This window comes from Streptomyces tendae (assembly GCF_014650435.1).
GTDB lineage: Bacteria > Actinomycetota > Actinomycetes > Streptomycetales > Streptomycetaceae > Streptomyces > Streptomyces tendae.
Genome location: NZ_BMUY01000004.1, coordinates 307,656 through 325,223 on the forward strand (window position 1 = coordinate 307,656; position 17,568 = coordinate 325,223).

A 17,568-nucleotide genomic window follows, 5' to 3' on the forward strand; every position below is an offset into this window, starting at 1 on the left:
AGCCGACGCGAGTCACACGCGCGGTCGTTCCCGCCGCGTCGGCACGACGAGCAAAGGCGGACACACATGACCGAGGAATCGGCCGGGGACCCGACCGAGGGCTGGAACCGCAGGGTCTTCCTCCGCGGCACGGTGGCGACCGCGGGTGCCGCCGGCGTCACCGCGCTGACCACCGGCGGCGCGGCCGCGGCCGTGGGCGCCGGGAGGGCGGGCGGCTCGCCGGAGACGGAGGCCGGACTGCGCGTCGTGCGCACCGGCGTCGAGTACGCCGAGAACCTGCTCGGCACGGACGTCGAACTCCCCCGGCTGTCCTGGGAGCCGGCCGCCCCCGGACACGGCGCCCGGCAGACCGCCTACCAGGTCCGGGTGACCCGGGACCCCGGCGGCCGGGGCTCGCGCACCCGCACGGTGTGGGACTCGGGCAAGGTCGCCTCCGACCGCACCGTCGGCATCCCCTACGGCGGGCCCGCGCTGCTCCCCCGCACCCGCTACCACTGGCAGGTCCGGGTCTGGGACGCCGCGGGGCGCCGCTCCCCCTGGAGCGAGACGCGCTGGTGGGAGACGTCGCTGCCGGACGACGGCTGGCTGGCTAGCTGGATCGGCGCCGAGGAGCCGCCCGCACCGCCGACCCTGGACGGCGCGTCCTGGATCTGGTCCCCCGGCGCGACCTCCTCGGACGCCCCGGAGGGCGAACGCCGGTTCCGCGCCACGCTCGCCCTGCCCGCGGGCGCCGTGGTGAGGCGGGCCGTGGTGAGCGCCACGGCGGACGACGACTTCACCCTCTACGTCCACGGACAGCAGGTGCTCCACGCACCGCCGCAGACCGACGGCTGGCGCACCGGCCGCACCGCCGACGTCACGGAGCAGGCGCGCTCCGCCGGCGGCGGGATCGTCGTCGCCGCCCTCGCCACCAACCGGCCCGGGGCCAGTGTGAACCCCGGCGGACTCCTCGCCCGCCTCCTCGTCGAGACCGAGGACGGACGCACCCACGAACTGCGCACCGGCGACGGCTGGCGCACCACCGACACGGCACAGGAGGGCTGGGAGCGCCCGGGGTTCGACGACGGCGACTGGGCTCCGGCCGCCGTCCTGGCCCCGTACGGCGAGGGCCCCTGGGGCGGCAGCGTCACCGTCACGACTCCCGAGGCTCCCGCTCCGCTGCTGCGCCGCTCCTTCACCGTCCACGGCCGGGTGGCCCGCGCACGCCTGTACATCAGCGGACTCGCCTACTACGAGGCCGAGATCAACGGGCGGCGCGTCGGCGACCAGGTCCTCGACCCCGGTTTCACCGACTACGACGAGACGGTGCTGTACGCCGTCCACGACGTGACGGAGCTGCTGAGACGCGGCGAGAACGCCATCGGGGTCGCCCTGGGCCGCGGCTTCTACGGTATGACGACGCCCAACGTCTGGAACTGGCACCGCGCTCCCTGGCACGGCGAGCCCCGGCTGCTCGCGCAGTTGGAGATCGACCATCCGGACGGGACCCGCACCACCGTCGCCACGGACACCGAATGGCGCATCACCGAGGGGCCGACCCGGTCCAACTCCCTGTACGCCGGGGAGACCTATGATGCCCGGCGGGCGCCCGACGGCTGGTCCCGGCCCGGGTTCGACGACTCCGGGTGGCGGCCCGCCGGTGTGCGCGAGGCGCCCGGCGGCACACTGCGCGCACAGCCGCACGACCCGATCGGGATCGTCGACACCGTCCGCCCGAAGGCGATCGAGGAGCTGCGCGACGGCGTGTACGTCGTGGACATGGGCCGCACGATGGCCGGCTGGACCCGGCTGAGCGTGCGCGGGGCCGCCGAGGGCACGGTGGTCCGGCTCGTCCACGGCGAGAAGCTCAAGGACGACGGAAGTGTGCACGCGGAGACCGGGCACGTACCCGGCCGCTTCCAGACCGACGAATACGTGTGCGCCGGCCGGGACGAGGAGGTGTGGGAGCCGAGCTTCTCGTACAAGGGATTCCGGTACGTCGAGGTCCACGGCCTGCCCGCGGGTCCTGAGCCGGGGGACGTGCTGGGGCGGCTGGTGCACTCCCGCGTGGACGAGGTCAGCTCGTTCTCCTGCTCGGAGCCGTTCTACGAGTGGCTGGACGGGGCCATGCGGCGCACCGTCCTGAACAACCTGCACGGCATCCCCACCGACACGCCGATGTACGAGAAGAACGGCTGGACCGGCGACGCCCAGCTCGGTACACCGGTCATGACGTACGCCTTCGGCATGCAGCGCTTCCTGTCCAAGTGGCTCGGCGACCTCGCCGACAGCCAGACCGGTGACGGCCAACTCCCGGTGATCGTGCCCAGCGGCGGGTGGGGGTACGGGGACCTCGGGCCCTCCCCGGAGTGGACGACCGTGTACCCCTTCGTGGTGCGCGAGTTGTACCGGGTGTACGGGGACGAACGGGCGGCCCGGGAGCACTGGGAGACCCTGACCCGCTACCTGGACTGGGAACTCGGCCGGCTGCGGGACGGCCTGGCGGTCACCGCGCTCGGCGACTACCTGGCACCCGGCTACGGCGGCAACCCGCCCGAGGACACCCGGCTGACCGCGACGGCCTATCTGTACCGGGCGCTGCTGCACACGGCGGAGCTGGGCGAGACGCTCTCCGGCCTGCCCGGCGACAACGATGTCCCCACTCGTTACCGTGCCGCCGCCGAGGGGCTGCGGGACGCCTTCAACGCGGCGTTCCTGGGGCCGGAGGGGCACTACCGCACGGCCAAGGACCCGGACTACCGGCAGACGTCCAACGCGATCCCGCTGGCGTTCGGGCTGGTGCCGCCGGGAGCCCGGGCCACGGTCCTGGAAAGCCTGGTCGCCGACATCGAGAAGCGCGGGAACCACCTCAACACGGGGGCCCTGGGCACGAGCGTGCTACTGCGGGTCCTGTGCGCCCACGGCCGCCCGGACGTCGCCCACGCCGTGGCCACCCGGCGCACGTACCCGAGTTGGGGCTACTGGCACGACAACGGTGCCGACACGATGTGGGAGATGTGGCCGCTGGACTCCCGCTCCCGCGACCACTACTTCCAGGGCACCGTCGCCCAGTGGCTGTACGAGAACGTGGCCGGGCTCAGGCCGGGCGACGCGGGGTGGCGCACCTTCTCCGTGCGCCCCGACGCCCGTACGGGGGTGGACTGGGCGCGCACCTCGATCCGCACCGTGCGCGGCGAGGCGGCCGTGGCGTGGTCCGCCGTGGGCGGGAGGCTGCGGCTCACCGTACGGGTACCCGTCGGGTCGCGGGCGGAGGTCCACGTGCCGGTGTCCGAGGGCGGGCGCGCGAGCGCGCCCGCCGGGGCGGAGCTCCTGCGCTCGGTGCCCGGCTTCGACGTCCTCCGGGTCGGCCACGGCAAGTGGGAGTTCACCGGCGACGCGTGAGGCGGCCCGACGCTCAGGCGTCCGCGGACCCGGCCAGGGAACGCGGGCGCAGGTCGGTCCAGTTGGCCTCGACGTAGGCCAGGCAGGCGTCGCGGGTGTTCTCCTCGAAGACGGTCGTCCAGCCTCCGGGCACCGGAGCGAAGGACGGCCAGAGCGAGTGCTGGCCCTCGTCGTTCACCAGGACCAGGAACCGGCCGTCGGCGTCGTCGAAGGGGTTGGTGCTCATCCGCGGTACCTCCCGTTGAATTAGGTTAGGCTCGCCTAATGCGCGATGAGCTTAGCCTTCTGGATTTCCGCTCCACAAGGAGACGTTCATGAGGCGGTCGGGCCCGGATCCCTTCGCCGCGTTCGGGCTGGCGGGGGAACCGGGCACCGATGCCTTCTGGGCCGACGTGGCCGCCGTGACCACGCCCGTGGCGACACCCGACGGTGACGGGTGGGCGACCCTGTTCCTGCGGCGCGGGTCGCGGGCGGCGAGCGTCGTCTTCGAGAGCTGGTCGGAGCCCGTCCCCCTGCGGCGGTGGGGCGACACGGACTGCTGGTACGCCGAGGTGCGGATGCCGGCGCGACTGCGGGTGACGTACCGGTTCCTGGCGGGCGACGAGGCGTACGCCGACCCGTACAACCCGGCGGGCGCGGGCGGCGACCGGTCCCTCGCCGCCACCCCGGACGCCCCGGCCCAGCCGCACTGGCCGCTGGTCGGCGCCACCGACGTCCTGCCCCTGCCCCGCACCCGGCTGCGCTGGACCAGCGAGCGGCTCGGCGGACGGCGCACCGTGCGGGTCCATCCGGTGGGCGGCGGCGGGCCGGTGGTCCTGCTGCTCGACGGCGACGACTGGCTGTACCTGCACCCGGCGACGGCCGCGTTCGACTCGGCCGCGGCGAGCGGTGAGATGCCGCCGGTCACCCTGGTGTTCCTCCCGGCCAAGGACCGCGGGGCCGAGTTCGGGTGCCGGTCCGCGCTGTGGGAGGCGGTGCGGGACGAGTTGCTGCCCCTGGTGGCCGGGAGCGGGGTGCCCGCCGATCCGGGCCGGACGGTGGTCGCGGGGCAGAGCCTCGGCGGTCTGAGCGCGCTGTACGCGGCGCTGGAGTTCCCGGACCTGGTGTCGCGCGTCGCCTGTCAGTCGGCATCCCTGTGGTGGACGCCCGAGGCGGCTGCTCTGCCCGATCCCCTGGGCGGCCCGGTCGGCGGCACGCTCGCGGCGCGCCTGCGGGCGCGTCCGGACCTGTCCGGAGCGCGGATCGCGTTCGACGTGGGGGAGCACGAGACGCGGATGCTCCCTCACTGCGCCCTGGTGGAGGGCCTGGCCGAACAGGCCGGTGCGACCGTGCGGGTCTCCAGGTCGGCCTCCGGGCACGACCGCGCGGGCTGGCGGCACGCGCTGCTCCGGGACGTGGCCTGGGCCCTCGGGTAGCCCCCCCCCCCCCCCCCCCCGCGGCCGGCCCACCGGGTCACCGGGTCACCGGGTCACGGCGAGGCAGTACGCCTCGTCGGTGGCGAGGAGGTTGCGGTGCGTGTCCTCGGCGGTGATGACGCCCTCGTCCAGGACGAGGACGCGGTCGGCGGCGTCCAGCAGGGCCGGGCTGCTGGTGATCACGAGGGTGGTGCGGTCCCGGCGCAGCTTGGCGACGCCCCGGGCGATGAGTTGTTCGGTCACCGCGTCCACGGCCGTCGTCGGGTCGCGCAGCACCAGGACGTCCGTGTCGGCGGCCAGCGCGCGGGCCAGGGACAGCCGTTGGCGCTGCCCGCCGGAGAGGTTGGCGCCCCGGTCCCGGACGGCGTGGTCGAGCCCTTCGCGGTGCAGCGCGACGACGTCGGTCAGCATCGACGCCTCGACCGCTTCGGGAACCGTCCGGCTGGTGCCCGACGGGTCGATGTTGGAACGCAGGGTGCCCGCGAAGATCTCGCCGTCGTACGGGTTGACCAGCAGATGCTCGCGGACCCCCTCGACCGCCAGGTCCGCGAGGTCCCGTCCGCCGACCCGCACCGTCCCCTCGTAGGCGTCGGGCGGGACGTTCAGCGCGAGGACCGCCGCGAGGTCGGCCGCCGCACTCGGCTGGTACGCCGCGACGGCCACGAACTCGCCGGCCCGGACCCGAAACCGCACCTTGCGCAGCGCCCCGTGCCGGACCCCGTCGACCTCCAGGTCCCCGCCCGGGGCCGGTCGCTCCGCCCCCGGGGTCGTCACCGGCGGGGCGCTCAGGACGAGGGCCATCCGCTCGGCCGAGGCGCGCGCGATCATCACGTACTTCGGCATCTCCGAGAACAGCTTCAGCGGCTCCATGATGAACTGCGCGAGGCCCACGGCCGTGACCAGTTCACCGATGTTGATCCGGCCCCGGAAGGCCAGCCAGCCGGCGGTGAGGGTCACGGCGGCGGCGAGCACCGCGTTGAGGGCCAGTGCGGTGCCCGCGTAGACGCCGCTCACCCGGGCGACGGTGACGGACTGGCGCTTCGCCTCCGTGCTGACCTCGCGGTAGGAGCGGAACGCCGCGTGGTTGCCGCCGAAGCCGTGCAGCGGGCGCAGGCCGATGATGAGGTCGGCGACCTTGGCGCCCGCCCGGGCCACCCGGGCCTGCTGCTCCCGGGTGCTGGAGCCGATGCGTCTGGACATCACGCTCAGGACGGACAGGATCGCGACGGTACCCACGACGACCAGCAGCCCGAGCCGGATGTCGGCCAGCCCCAGGGCGACCGCGGCGATCAGCACCGCCACCAGCGAGCTGATCAGCAGGGGCACCACCTCGATGATGTCGGCGGTCTGGTCGGCGTCCTCGGTGGCGATGGTCAGCACCTCGCCGGACTTGAGGTCGACGTCCCTGGCCACCGGCTGGAGTCCGCAGCCGGCCACCCGGACCCGCCAGCGGTGCGCCTCGGTCGTGTTGGCCTTCTGCAGGATCCGCATCCCGAACCGCCAGGACAGGGACACGGTCGTGATGATCACGGCCAGCGCGGCGACGGAGACACCTAGCGCTTCGGGGCTGCGGTCCCGCATGGTGTGCTCGACGATCAGGCCGAGCGCGATGGGGAAGGCCGTCTCACCGGCCTGGTAGAGGCCCATGAGGAGGGTGCCCCAGGCCATCGCGCCGACGTTGCGCCGCAGGGCGGTACGGAGGATGTCGGACCCCGCGCGGGGCCGCTGTGCGTCAGGAGTGGTCATCGAGGTGGCGGGCAATCGCTTCCGGGGTTCGCAGGGTGAACAGATCGCGGATCGTGATCACTGGACCGTACTCCCGGCGGAGCAGCCCGGTCAGCCGGACGGCCAGCATGGAGTGCCCGCCGAGGGCCGTGAAGTCGCTCACCGCGCTCACCTCGTCGTCGTCCAGGTCCAGGGCCTCGGCGAAGAGTTCGCACACCGTCGTCTCGGTCTCCGTCTGCGGTGCCCGCTCCCCCGCCGTGGTCAGCGCGCCCAGTGGCCTGGCCTCGGGGAGCGCCTTGGTGTCGGCCTTCCCGTTCACGGTCAGCGGGATGCCGTCGACCCGGGCGTAGTGCGTGGGGCGCAGGAAGTCCGGCAGTGCGGCGCCCACTTCGGCGGCGATCCCGGCCAGGTCTGCGCCGTCGAGCACGAGGTAGGCGGCCAGCCGGTGGGCGCCGTCGACCTGCGGATCGGGCTGGGCGACGGCGGCCACGAACCGCACCGCCGGATGGGCGGCGAACGCGGCCTCGACCTCGCCGAGTTCGACCCGGTGGCCGCGGATCTTGACCTGCTGGTCGGTGCGGCCGAGGTACATCAGGTTCCCGTCGGGCCGCCGCACCACCAGGTCGCCGGTGCGGTACATGCGCTCGCCGGGGGCGCCGAACGGGCAGGCGACGAAGCGGTGCGCGGTCTGGGCGGGCTGCCCGAGGTAGCCGCGTGCGATGCCGACGCCCGCGACGTACAGCTCGCCGGGGACACCGTCGGGCAGGGGGCGCAGCCACGGGTCCAGCACGTACACGTCCGTGTTGTCGATCGCGACGCCCACCACCGGGTCGGGGCACTCGAAGGTGCCGACGCCGAGGGTGTTGATGGTGTACTCGGTGGGCCCGTACAGGTTGTAGCCGACGGTCCCCTCGGTCTCGGCCAGCCGCCGCCACAGCGCCGGGGTGACGGCCTCGCCGCCGAGCAGCACCAGCGCGGGCCGGCGGGCCGGATCGTCGAGCAGGCCCTCGGCGACCAGTTGCTGTGCGTAGGTCGGGGTGACGTTGACGACGTCGATCCCGTGCTCCAGGCAGTACGCGACCAGCCGGGGCGCGTCGCGGCGCAACTCCTCGTCGCAGATGTGCACTTCGTGGCCGTCGGCGAGCCACAGCAGTTCCTCCCACGACATGTCGAACGCGAACGACACGGTGTGGGCGACGCGGAAGGTTCGGTGGCCGTGCCGCGCCAGGACCGGTTCGAAGATCCGGCGCTGGTGGTTGACCAGCATGTTGGTCAGTCCGGCGTACTCGGTCACCACCCCCTTGGGCCGCCCGGTGGAACCGGAGGTGTAGATGGTGTACGCGGGGTGCCGCAGCCGGTCCGGGTCGCCCGGCGCGAAGGTCGCGAGCGGCTCGGCCGCGGGCAGCGGCCGGTCCAGCTCGATCAGGTCGACGTCGAGGCCGCCGGTGAGCCGGTGCGCGACCGTGCTCACCGTGAGCACGACGTCCGGGCGGGCGTCCGCGACGATCGCGGCGATCCGCTCGTCCGGGTGGTCCAGCTCCAGCGGCACGTAGGCGGCGCCGGTGCGCAGTACGGCGAAGAGCGCCACGATCGAGTCGAGGGAGCGCGGGACGGCGAGGCCCACGGTCGCCCCGGGTCCGACGCCGCGCCGGGCCAGCACACCCGCCACCGCGCGGCTGCGGTCCCGCAACCGGCCGAAGGTCAGGGTGGAGCCGTGGGCGACGAGTGCCGTCCGTTCCGGGTCGCGGTCGGCCGCCCGGTCGAAGCGGTCCACGACGGTGTCCGTGCCGATGTCGGTGCGTGCGACGGGCCGGGGTGCGGGGGCCGGGCCGGGGAGGGCTCCGAGCGGTTCGGTGGAGCCGGTGCGCGCGGCGAGTTCGTCGAGCAGGCGCAGGTAGTCGTCGAGGAGGCGCCGGGCGCCCGCCGTGTCGTGGTCGCGGTACTCCAGTTTGACGGTGAGCCGGTCGCCGGGTGTCACGACCCAGGTGAACGGATAGTGGGTGGAGTCGTCGGCGCGCACCGAGGTGATGCCGTGCCGGGCGTTCATGTCGGCGAAGGCGTCCAGGTCCAGGAAGTTCTGGAGGACGAACAGGTTGTCGAACAGCGTGTCGTGGCCGCCGGCCCGCTGGATCTCGCCCAGCCCGAGGTGCTCGTGCTCCATGGCGTCGGCCCTGGCCGCCTGCACGGCGGTCAGGTAGGCGCGGACCGTGTCGTGCGGCCGGGCCCGGGTCCACATGGGCACGGTGTTGAGCAGCACGCCGACGACGTCGGCCAGCCCTTCGCCCTCCCGGCCGGAGACGGTCACCCCGAAGACGGCGTCGGCGCGGCCGGTGCGGGCACCGAGGAGCAGGCCGAAGGCGCCGGTCAGCACCGAGTTCAGCGTGACGCCGTACGTCCGTGCCGCCGACCTCAGCGCCTCGGACCGTTCGGCGGTCAGCGTGTGCACGAGGGCGCGCGGCAGGTCGTCGGGGAGGGCGGGTGCGGGTCCGGCGAGCAGGGTCGGGCCGGACAGTCCGGCGAGGTGTGCCGCCCAGAAGCGTTCCGAGTCGGCCGGATCCTTGGCGGCGAGGGCCCGGGTGTGGTCCTCGAAGCCGGGCGTGGCCGGCACGGGGTCGAGGGGCTCGCCGTCCAGGACGGCGCGGTAGGCGTCGAACAGGTCGCGCAGGACGATCTCCCGCGACCAGCCGTCCCACAGCAGCAGGTGGTAGGCGAGCAGCAGGCCGTCGCGGTCGTCGGGCAGCCGTACCACGGTCAGCCGGATCAGCGGCGGCTCGCCGGGGTCGAAGCCGCGCTCCCGGTCCGTGCGGAGCAGCGCGTCGACCTCCTCGTCCGTCGCCGCGTGTACGGTGCGGACGTCGACCCGGCGGTCCGCGGCGAGGACCTGGACCGGGTTCCCGTCCTCGTCCGTGGTGAAGCCCGCGCCCACGGCCGGGTGCCGTGCGAGCACGTACCCCATCGCCCGGGCCAACGCGTCGGTGTCCAGGCGCCGTTCGAAGGTGAAGTAGCTCTGGGCGACGTAGTGCCCGGCCGGGCCCGTCAGCTGGGCCTGGAAGTACAGGCCCCGCTGGAGGGGGCTGACCGGTGCCGTGCGCTCGGCCGTCGCGGCGGCCTCCGCGATCCGTTCCAGTGCGCGGAGCCAGTACTCGGTGATCTCGTCGGGAACGTCCTCGGCCAGGGTGAAGGCCGCGTGCAGGCTGCCGGTCGCGGCGTCGGTCCAGGCGTTCACCTCGACCGCGTACGGGGTGCCCGGGTCGCCGCCGCTGAGGTGCGGTGCCTCGGACTCGCCGCCCCGGCCGAGGTAGTTGAAGAGGACCTGGGGCCGGGCGGTGAGCAGTGGGGCGGTCTGCGGGTTCAGGTACCTGAGGCCGCCATAGGCGACGTGTGCGCGTTCGTCCGGCTGGCGTTCGGCGATCTCGCGCGCCGCGGCGACGGGGTCGGTGTGCGCGGTGAGCCGTACGGGTGCGATGGAGGTGAACCAGCCGACGGTGCGGGTGTAGTCGTGGTGGTCGAGGGCCGGGACCCTGCCGTGCCGCTCCAGGTCGACGGCCAGGTCGGTGGGCGTGGGCTGGACGCCGGTCAGCGCGGTGCGCAGCGCGCCGCACAGCAGTTCGGTGAGGCCGAGGCCGAGCGCGGCGGGCGCGGTGCGGGTGACGCGGTCGCTCAGGTCGGGGGCGAGTACCACCGTCGTCTCGCGCGGGTTCACCGCGGCGGGCAGCGGGGTGGGCGCCTGGAGGGTGGTGATCCAGTGCGCCAGGTCGTCCGTCGGGTCGGTGGAGCGGGAGGTCAGCGCTCGGGCGTACTCGGCGTAGGACGTGGTCTGCGGTGCCGGGTCCGTACCGCGCATCGCGTCGGCCAGGTCGTCCAGGAGGATCAGCCAGGACACGGCGTCGACGGCGAGGTGGTGCACGGCGACCACCAGGGTCCTGGTCTCCTCCAGCCAGGTGAACGCGACGACGTCGCCGGTCTCGGGATCGAGGCGGTCCGCCGCCCGGTCGGCCGCGCCCGCCGCGTCGGTGCCGGCGGCCCGGACCACGGTCACGTCGCGGTGGGGTTCGGTGCGCGGGAACCACGCCCCGTGGTCGACGCGCAGCCGCAGGCGCAGCGCCGGGTGCGTGGCGACGACGGCCCGCGCGGCACGCTCCGCGTCGGCGAACCCGGTGCCTTCGGGTGCCGCCAGCGTCCTGGCCTGGGCGAACCGGGCCAGTGTTCCGCCCAGTTCCCGTCGGCGCAGCATGATCGGGGTGGGCGGCAGCGGGCCGTCCTCGTGGCGGGCGGCCGCGGGCGCCTCGGGCCGCGGCGTGCGGGGGCCGAGGTGATCGGCGAGCGCGCGCGGGGTGCGGAGCAGGAACACGTCGCGGGGCGTGATCGGCAGGCCGAGCGCCCGGGCCCGGTTGATCACCGTGATGGCGACGATGCTGTCGCCTCCGGCGGTGAAGAAGTCGGTGTCGGCGTCGACGGCGGAGCCGGGCAGCGTCGCCGCGAAGATGTCGACGAGGGACGCGAGCGCACAGTCGTGTCCGCGGTCCGAAGTGCCACCGTCCGAAGCACCACCGTGCGCATCTGTGCCGCCCGAGGCGACGCCGTCCGCCGCGTCGCCGTTCGTGGACGGCGTCGGTGACGCGCGCTCGGTCAGTGCCCGGCGGTCGAGCTTCCCGTTGACCGTCAGCGGCAGGGCGTCGACGGGCAGCACCCGGCCCGGCACCATGTGGGCGGGCAGCTTCGCCGACAGCAGCGCGGGGAGGTCCGCGGGCACCCGGCCCACGACGTGCGCGACCAGGTGGTCCTCGCTGTCGGCGACGGTGACGGCGGCGTCGACCACGCCGTCGAGGTCCCGGATCGCGGACTCCACCTCGCCCAACTCGATGCGGAACCCCTTGAGCTGCACCTGGTCGTCGGCGCGGCCCACGAACTCCAGCTCGCCGTCGAGCGTACGGCGGGCGAGGTCGCCCGTGTGGTACATGCGGGAGCCGTCCGCCCTGAACGGGTCCGCCACGAACCGGCCGGCGGTGAGCCCCGGCCTGCCCAGGTAGCCGAGCGCCACCTGATCGCCCGCGACGTAGATGGCGCCCACCCGGCCCGGCGGCACGGGCCGGAGCCGGTCGTCCAGGAGGTGGGTGACGAGCCCGGGGACCGGGCCGCCGATGGGGCTGGTCGCGGTGGCGCCGGGGGCGAAGTCGGCGGCGGTCAGCGCCCGGTGGGTGACGTGCACGGTGGTCTCGGTGATGCCGTACATGTTGACCAGCTCGGGCGAGTCGGTGCCGTGCCGTTCGACCCAGTCGCGCAGCCGAGCCGGGTCCAGTGCCTCGCCGCCGAAGACGATCCGGCGCAGGGCGGGCAGCGGCTCGCCCGCGTGCCGGTCGGCCTCGGCGAACCGGTGGAACGCCGAGGGGGTCTGGTTGAGCACGGTCACCCCGCGCTCGCGGACCAGGCGGTGGAAGTCGACCGGGGAACGGGTCAGCCCGTACTCCGGCACCAGCAGCTCGGCGCCGTGCGCGAGCGCGCCCCACAGCTCCCAGACGGCGAAGTCGAAGGAGAAGGAGTGGAACTGGACCCACACGTCGTCCGGGCCGAAGGCCATCGCGGGCCGGGTGTTGGCGAGCAGCGTCACGACACTGGAGTGCGTGACGACGACGCCCTTGGGCCGGCCGGTCGAGCCCGAGGTGTAGATCACGTACGCCGGGTCGTTCCAGTCGGCCCCGGGTCCGGGCTCCGTGCCGGTGGGCGGGTGCCCCTCCCCCGGTACCAGCACGCGGGCCGTCACCCCCGCTCGGTCCAGCAGGCCGGTGAACCGCTCGCGCTGCTCCGGGTCCACGAGGACGACCTGGGGTGCGGAGTCGGCGAGGACGTACTCCAGTCGTTCGTCCGGGTAGGCCAGGTCCAGCGGTACGTAGGCGCCGCCCGCGGTGACGACCGCGACCAGGGCGACGACCTGCTCGAGGGAGCGCGGCACGGCGACGGCGACCCGCCCGCCGGGACCGACCCCGGCCGCGCGCAGGGCGGCGGCCAACCCGTCCTTGGCCTCGGCCAGTTCACGGTAGGTCAGGGACCGGGTGGCGCCGTCGAGGGCGCACTGGGTGACGGCGGTGGCGGCCGGGTGGCGGTGCGCGGCGGCGTCGAACAGGCCGCCCAGGGTGGTCGGGGTGATCGGCTCGACGTGCCCGGCGTCCCGGGACGCCAGGTCGGCGACCGGGGTGTCCGGCCTGGTGAGCAGGGTGGTGAGGTTCCGGGTGAAGGTGCCGAGGATCTCGCGGACGGCGGCCCGCCCCAGCAGTTCGGCGTCGTGGATCAGGTTGAAGCGGGGGCGGCCGTCCGGTGTGCGTTCCACCACGAGCGTCAGCGGGTAGTGCGGGGCGCCCTCGTTGACGATGCCGGTGACGGCGAGGGTGTCGCCGGGTCGCCGCAGTGCGTCCACGTCGGTCGCCACGTCGAACACCACCAGGGTGTCGAACAGGGCGCCCGCGTCGGCCCGGCGGGCGATCCGGGCCAGCGAGACGTGCTGGTGCGGCAGTACCGCGCTCTGGTGTGCCCGGACGGCGGCGAGCAGCTCGCGCGCGGTCGTCCCGGCGGCCCAGCGGGCCCGCAGCGGGATCGTGTTGATGAACAGGCCGACCATGTCCTCGATGCCGGGCACGTCCGCGTCGCGGCCGGACACCGTGGAGCCGAACACGACGTCGTCGCTGTGCAGGATGCCGCCCAGGGTGAGGGCCCAGGCGCTGTGCACGGCCACGCTCAGCGGCACTCCGGCCGACCGGGCGGCGGCGTCGACGTCGGTGTCCGCGGTCACGGCCGTGTCGGCGAAGTGTGCGGAGGGCGTGTGCCCCTCGGCGATCAGCGACGGGCCGGGGAGACCGGCCAGTTGTTCGCCCCAGACCCGGTCGCTCGCCTCGTCGTCGCGCGCGGCGAGGCGGCGTACGTGGTCCGGAAATCCGCCGAGCGCGTGCCCGGAGCCGGGCGCGTGGTACTCGGCCAGCAGGGCCCGCAGCATGGGCGGCACCGACCAGCCGTCGGCGACGATGTGGTGCACCGTCTGCACCAGGACGTGCCTGCCCGCTCCGGCACGGATGAGCGTGTAGCGCATCAGCGGGCCGGTGGCCAGGTCGAATCCGGCGCGGCGGTCCCGCTCGGCGTGGGCTCGGATCTCGTCGTCGGTGATGCCGGGGCGGTTCAGCGTGGTGAACGGCGCCTCGACTCCGTTCTCCAGCACGGAGACGACGCGGCCGTCGGCCAGGACCACGAAGCGCGCGGCGAGGTTCGGGTGGAGGGTGAGCAGGCGGGTGGTCGCCGTCGCGAGCCGGTCGGGGTCCACCTCGCCCTCCAGCGTGAGCAGTTGCTGCTCGACGTAGCTGCCGGTGGCCTCGTCGTCGTACACGGAGTGGAAGTACAGGCCCTCCTGCAGCGGGGTCAGCGGGAGGATGTCCCGCAGTGCCGGGCCGTCCAGCGCGTCGACGTCGGCCTGGGTGAGCGGCAGCGGGCGGAAGTCGCTGGGCGAGTGGCCGCCGTGCTCCAGCGCGGCCAGTCCGGTGAGCGCCTCCCGGTAGTAGGTGGCGAGGGTGTCGATGTCCGCGTCGGTGAACATGCCGTCGGGCCAGGAGATGGTGGTGACCAGCTCGTGGGCGCCGGTGGGGTCGGGCTCGGCGATGGCGTTGAACTCCAGGGCGCGGGGCAGGCGCATGCGCGGGTCACGCCGCTCGCCCAGCTGTCCGGTGGTGCGGGCGAGTTGCCAGTCGCCGGTCGAGCCCGCGTCGAAGCGGCCCAGGTAGTTGAAGAGCACCTGGGGTGCGGGCGCGTCGAAGGCGACCTGGGCCAGGTGGCGCAGGGCGCCGTAGGAGACGCCGTTGTCCGGTACGCGCGCGAGGTCCTCCTTGACTGCCTTGAGCGCGGCGGCCAGGTACTCGGGGGCGGTGGGGTCGGTGCCCGTGCCGGGGTCGACGGTCACCGGGAAGAGGGTGGTGAACCAGCCCACCGTCCGGGAGAGTTCTGGCTCGAAGCCGGCGGAAGGGGCGACGAACCGGGCTTCGCGGCCGTGGCCCTCGAGTTCGATGTGCGCGAAGGTCTGGTCCTGGCCGAGGTCTCGGCGGCGGCGGGCGAGGGCGACGGCGAGCGCGGTCACCAGTACGTCGTTGACGCCCGCGTGGAACTTCGCCGGGGTGGCGCCGAGCAGTGCGGTCGTGGACCGGGCGTCGACCTGGACGGTCCGGGTCCGCTCGCGTGCCACGGTGTCGTCCTCGGACAGCGCGCGTCTGCCCAGCGGCTCGTCCGGGCCGGGCAGGGGACGCCGGAAGCAGGCGCTGTCCGCGTCGAACGCCGCGCGTTCCAGCAGCTGGGTCCAGCGCCGGAACGACGTGCCCACCACGGGCAGTTCCACGGGTGTGCCCGCGGCGAGCTGCCGCCAGGCCGTGGCCAGGTCGTCCATCAGGACCCGCCAGGACACGCCGTCGATCACCACGTGGTGCGCGACGACGGCCAGTTGCCGAGCCTCGCGGCGCCAGACCGCGTGCAGCATCCTGCCGTCCGTCGGGTCGAGTTCCCCGGTGGCGAGGGCGAGGCACGCATCGAGCGGCCTGTCGCTCTCCTGCCAGAGGGCCCGGGCGGGGTCCTGGTCCGCCTCCGGGATGTCGAATCCCCAGCGGGCGCCGCGCACCAGCCTGGCGCGCAGCATGGGGTGCCGTCGGACGAGGGCGGCCAGGAGCGTGTCCAGGGCGTCCGCGGTCAGGTCCGCCGGGGTGTTGAGGACGACCGACTGGACGAAGCCGTCGATCGCGTCCGTGGTCTCGCCGAGCCACTGCACGACGGGGGATCCCACGACGGGTCCGGTCGCCACGTCGCGGTGGTCCACGGCGGTGGTGTCCTCGCGGCTCGCCACCGCCGCCAGCGCTCCCACCGTGCTGTGGGTGAAGATCTGCCGGGCGCTCACGTAGAGTCCGGCGTCGCGCAGCGCGCTCAGCAGGGAGATGGCGAGGATGCTGTCCCCGCCGAGCTGGAAGAAGTCCTGGTCGACTCCCACCCGGTCCAGCTGGAGCAGTGCCGCGACCGCCGCGCACACCGTCCGCTCCTCTTCGGTGGTGGGCGCGGCGACGGAGGCGGTGGCGAGCACGGGTTCGGGCAGTGCGTTCCGGTCGAGCTTGCCGTTCGCGGTGAGCGGGAACGCGGGCATCACGACCACGTGGGCGGGCACCATGTACTCCACCATGTGCGCGCCGGCCCACGCCTTGACCTCGTCCGCGCGCAGGTCCTCGTGGCCGGTGGCCGGGATGACGTATCCCACGAGGTAGGTGCCGCCCGCCGTGTTCTTCTTCGCCACGACGCAGGTGTGGCGGACGTGGGGGTGTTCCGCGAGGCCGACCTCGACGTCCTCGATCTCCAGGCGCATGCCGCGGATCTTGATCTGGTTGTCCGCGCGGCCGAGGAAGTCGAGCGAGCCGTCGGGGGCGAAGCGCGCGAGGTCACCGGTGCGGTACAGCCGGGAGCCGTCGTTCGCGAAGGGGTTCGCCACGAACCGGGAGGCGGTGAGGCCCGGCGCGTTCACGTAGCCGCGGCCCAGCAGCAGTCCGCCCGCGTACAGTTCGCCGCCGACGCCGACCGGGACCGGGCGCAGTTCGTCGTCCAGGACGTACAGCCGGGTGTTGGGGTTGGCCCGGCCGATGGATGTCGACAGGCGCTCGGCCGCCCCCCGGTAGACGACGTGCGAGACTCCGATGGTCGTCTCGGCGGGGCCGTAGCCGTGGTACAGGGGAATGTCGAGCCGGGTGCGGAAGCGCTCGTACAGTTCGGGCGTGAGCACCTCGCCACCGCACCAGACGTGCCGGAGGCTGCCGAGGCGCCCCGAGTCGCCCGCCATCTCGAGGAGCACGTCCAGCATGGACGAGACCAGGTAGGTGAAGGTGACGCGCTGTTCGGCGATCACCCTCAGCAGGTGCTGCGGGTCGCGTTCGCCGCCGGGCCGCAGGACCACCAGCCTGCCGCCGCTGACGAGCGGCAGGAAGATCTCGTTGATGGAGATGTCGAAGGACAGCGGGGCCTTGAAGAGTGACGCGTCGTCGGGTCCGAAACCCAGGATCTCGTGGATCTGCCACAGCAGGCGCTCGCTGATCGCCTCGTGCCGGATCATGGCGCCCTTGGGCCGCCCGGTCGAGCCCGAGGTGAAGATGACGTAGGCCAGGGCGTCGCCGGGGACACCGATCGCGGGCCCCTCGGCGGGGTGGGCGCCGAACCGCCAGTCGCCGAGGTCCACGGCCGCGGCCTCCGGTTCCGTCGGCGCGTGCTCTCCCGAGGAGTTGAGCTGTACGACGACGCCCGCGTCCTCGATGACCACGGCCCGGCGTTCGGCGGGCCAGTGCGGGTCCAGCGGGACGAACGCGCCGCCTGCCCGGAGCACACCGAGCAGCCCGATCACCATCTCGGCGGAGCGTTCCAGGGAGATGCCCACGACGCCTTCGGGGGCGAGCCCGCGTGCGACCAGGTGATGGGCCAACTGCGCGGACAGCTCGTCGACCTGACGGTAGGTCAACGAGCGGCGTTCGTCGACGACGGCCACGGCGTCCGGCCTGGCGCGGACCTGTTCGCGGAACATCTCCACCAAGGTGGGGCGGACCCGGTCGGCGTCGGTGTCGTTCCACCTGGCGAGGTCCGCCAGCCGCTGCGCGGGGCCGGAGGGGCCGATGGTGCCGAGCGGACGGTCCGGGAAGTCGGCCAGGTCGTCGAGCGCGAGTTGCGCGTCGTCCGGCGCGACGTCGCCCGGGAGGGTGATGGTCCGGCCGTCCCCGCCCACGGTCCAACCGCCGGGTGCCGTACCGCCGTTGTCGGCCCAGCCGAGCACGTCGGTGAACAGGGTGCCCGGTGCGAGGTCGAGTCCGGCGGGGGCGCGGCCCGAGGCCCAGTACGCCAGTGAGACGGCGCACGCCTCGGCGACGACCCGGTCGGGGAAGTCGCCGGTGCGCCGGCGTATGTCGGTCAGCTGCCCGGGAGAAAGCCGTACGAGAGAAGCGGTCGGTTCCATCATCGAAGACTCAACGCCCCTTCCAAGGAATGAACGCAGGCTAACCTAACT

Annotated in this window: 5 protein-coding genes; 2 read left to right on the forward strand and 3 right to left on the reverse strand. The window is 73.9% G+C overall.

Going from position 1 to position 17,568, the window contains the following annotated elements; genetic code table 11:
* Window positions 1-66: 66 nt before the first annotated feature.
* Window positions 67-3,381 (forward strand): family 78 glycoside hydrolase catalytic domain, encoded by a 3,315-nt coding sequence (locus tag IE258_RS13480; RefSeq protein ID WP_189743138.1) that lies wholly within the window; start codon window positions 67-69, stop codon window positions 3,379-3,381.
* A gap of 13 nt (window positions 3,382-3,394) precedes the next feature.
* On the opposite strand, the gene IE258_RS13485 is transcribed toward IE258_RS13480, so the two are convergent.
* Window positions 3,395-3,607, reverse strand: coding sequence for an MbtH family protein (locus IE258_RS13485; protein ID WP_189743140.1), 213 nt, complete (start codon window positions 3,605-3,607; stop codon window positions 3,395-3,397).
* Between the two features lie 88 nt (window positions 3,608-3,695).
* Between IE258_RS13485 and IE258_RS13490 the strand changes: the two genes are divergently transcribed.
* Window positions 3,696-4,796 (forward strand): alpha/beta fold hydrolase, encoded by a 1,101-nt coding sequence (locus IE258_RS13490; RefSeq protein ID WP_189743142.1) that lies wholly within the window; start codon window positions 3,696-3,698, stop codon window positions 4,794-4,796.
* Window positions 4,797-4,841: 45 nt separating this feature from the next.
* Here IE258_RS13490 and IE258_RS13495 read toward each other — a convergent pair whose 3' ends face one another.
* Both IE258_RS13495 and IE258_RS13500 read right to left on the reverse strand, forming a co-directional pair.
* On the reverse strand, window positions 4,842-6,542 hold the full coding sequence (locus tag IE258_RS13495; RefSeq protein WP_189743144.1) for an ABC transporter ATP-binding protein: 1,701 nt from the start codon (window positions 6,540-6,542) through the stop codon (window positions 4,842-4,844).
* Window positions 6,529-17,520 (reverse strand): non-ribosomal peptide synthetase, encoded by a 10,992-nt coding sequence (locus IE258_RS13500; protein WP_189743146.1) that lies wholly within the window; start codon window positions 17,518-17,520, stop codon window positions 6,529-6,531. Before IE258_RS13500 ends, IE258_RS13495 begins: the two co-directional genes overlap by 14 nt.
* Between the last annotated feature and the right edge of the window lie 48 nt (window positions 17,521-17,568).

Excerpts from the sequence above, each read along its gene's own strand:
- IE258_RS13480 (WP_189743138.1), top strand. The coding sequence starts at position 67 with ATGACCGAGGAATCGGCCGGGGACCCGACCGAGGGCTGGAACCGCAGG.
- IE258_RS13485 (WP_189743140.1), bottom strand. The coding sequence starts at position 3,607 with ATGAGCACCAACCCCTTCGACGACGCCGACGGCCGGTTCCTGGTCCTG.
- IE258_RS13490 (WP_189743142.1), top strand. The coding sequence starts at position 3,696 with ATGAGGCGGTCGGGCCCGGATCCCTTCGCCGCGTTCGGGCTGGCGGGG.
- IE258_RS13495 (WP_189743144.1), bottom strand. The coding sequence starts at position 6,542 with ATGACCACTCCTGACGCACAGCGGCCCCGCGCGGGGTCCGACATCCTC.
- IE258_RS13500 (WP_189743146.1), bottom strand. The coding sequence starts at position 17,520 with ATGATGGAACCGACCGCTTCTCTCGTACGGCTTTCTCCCGGGCAGCTG.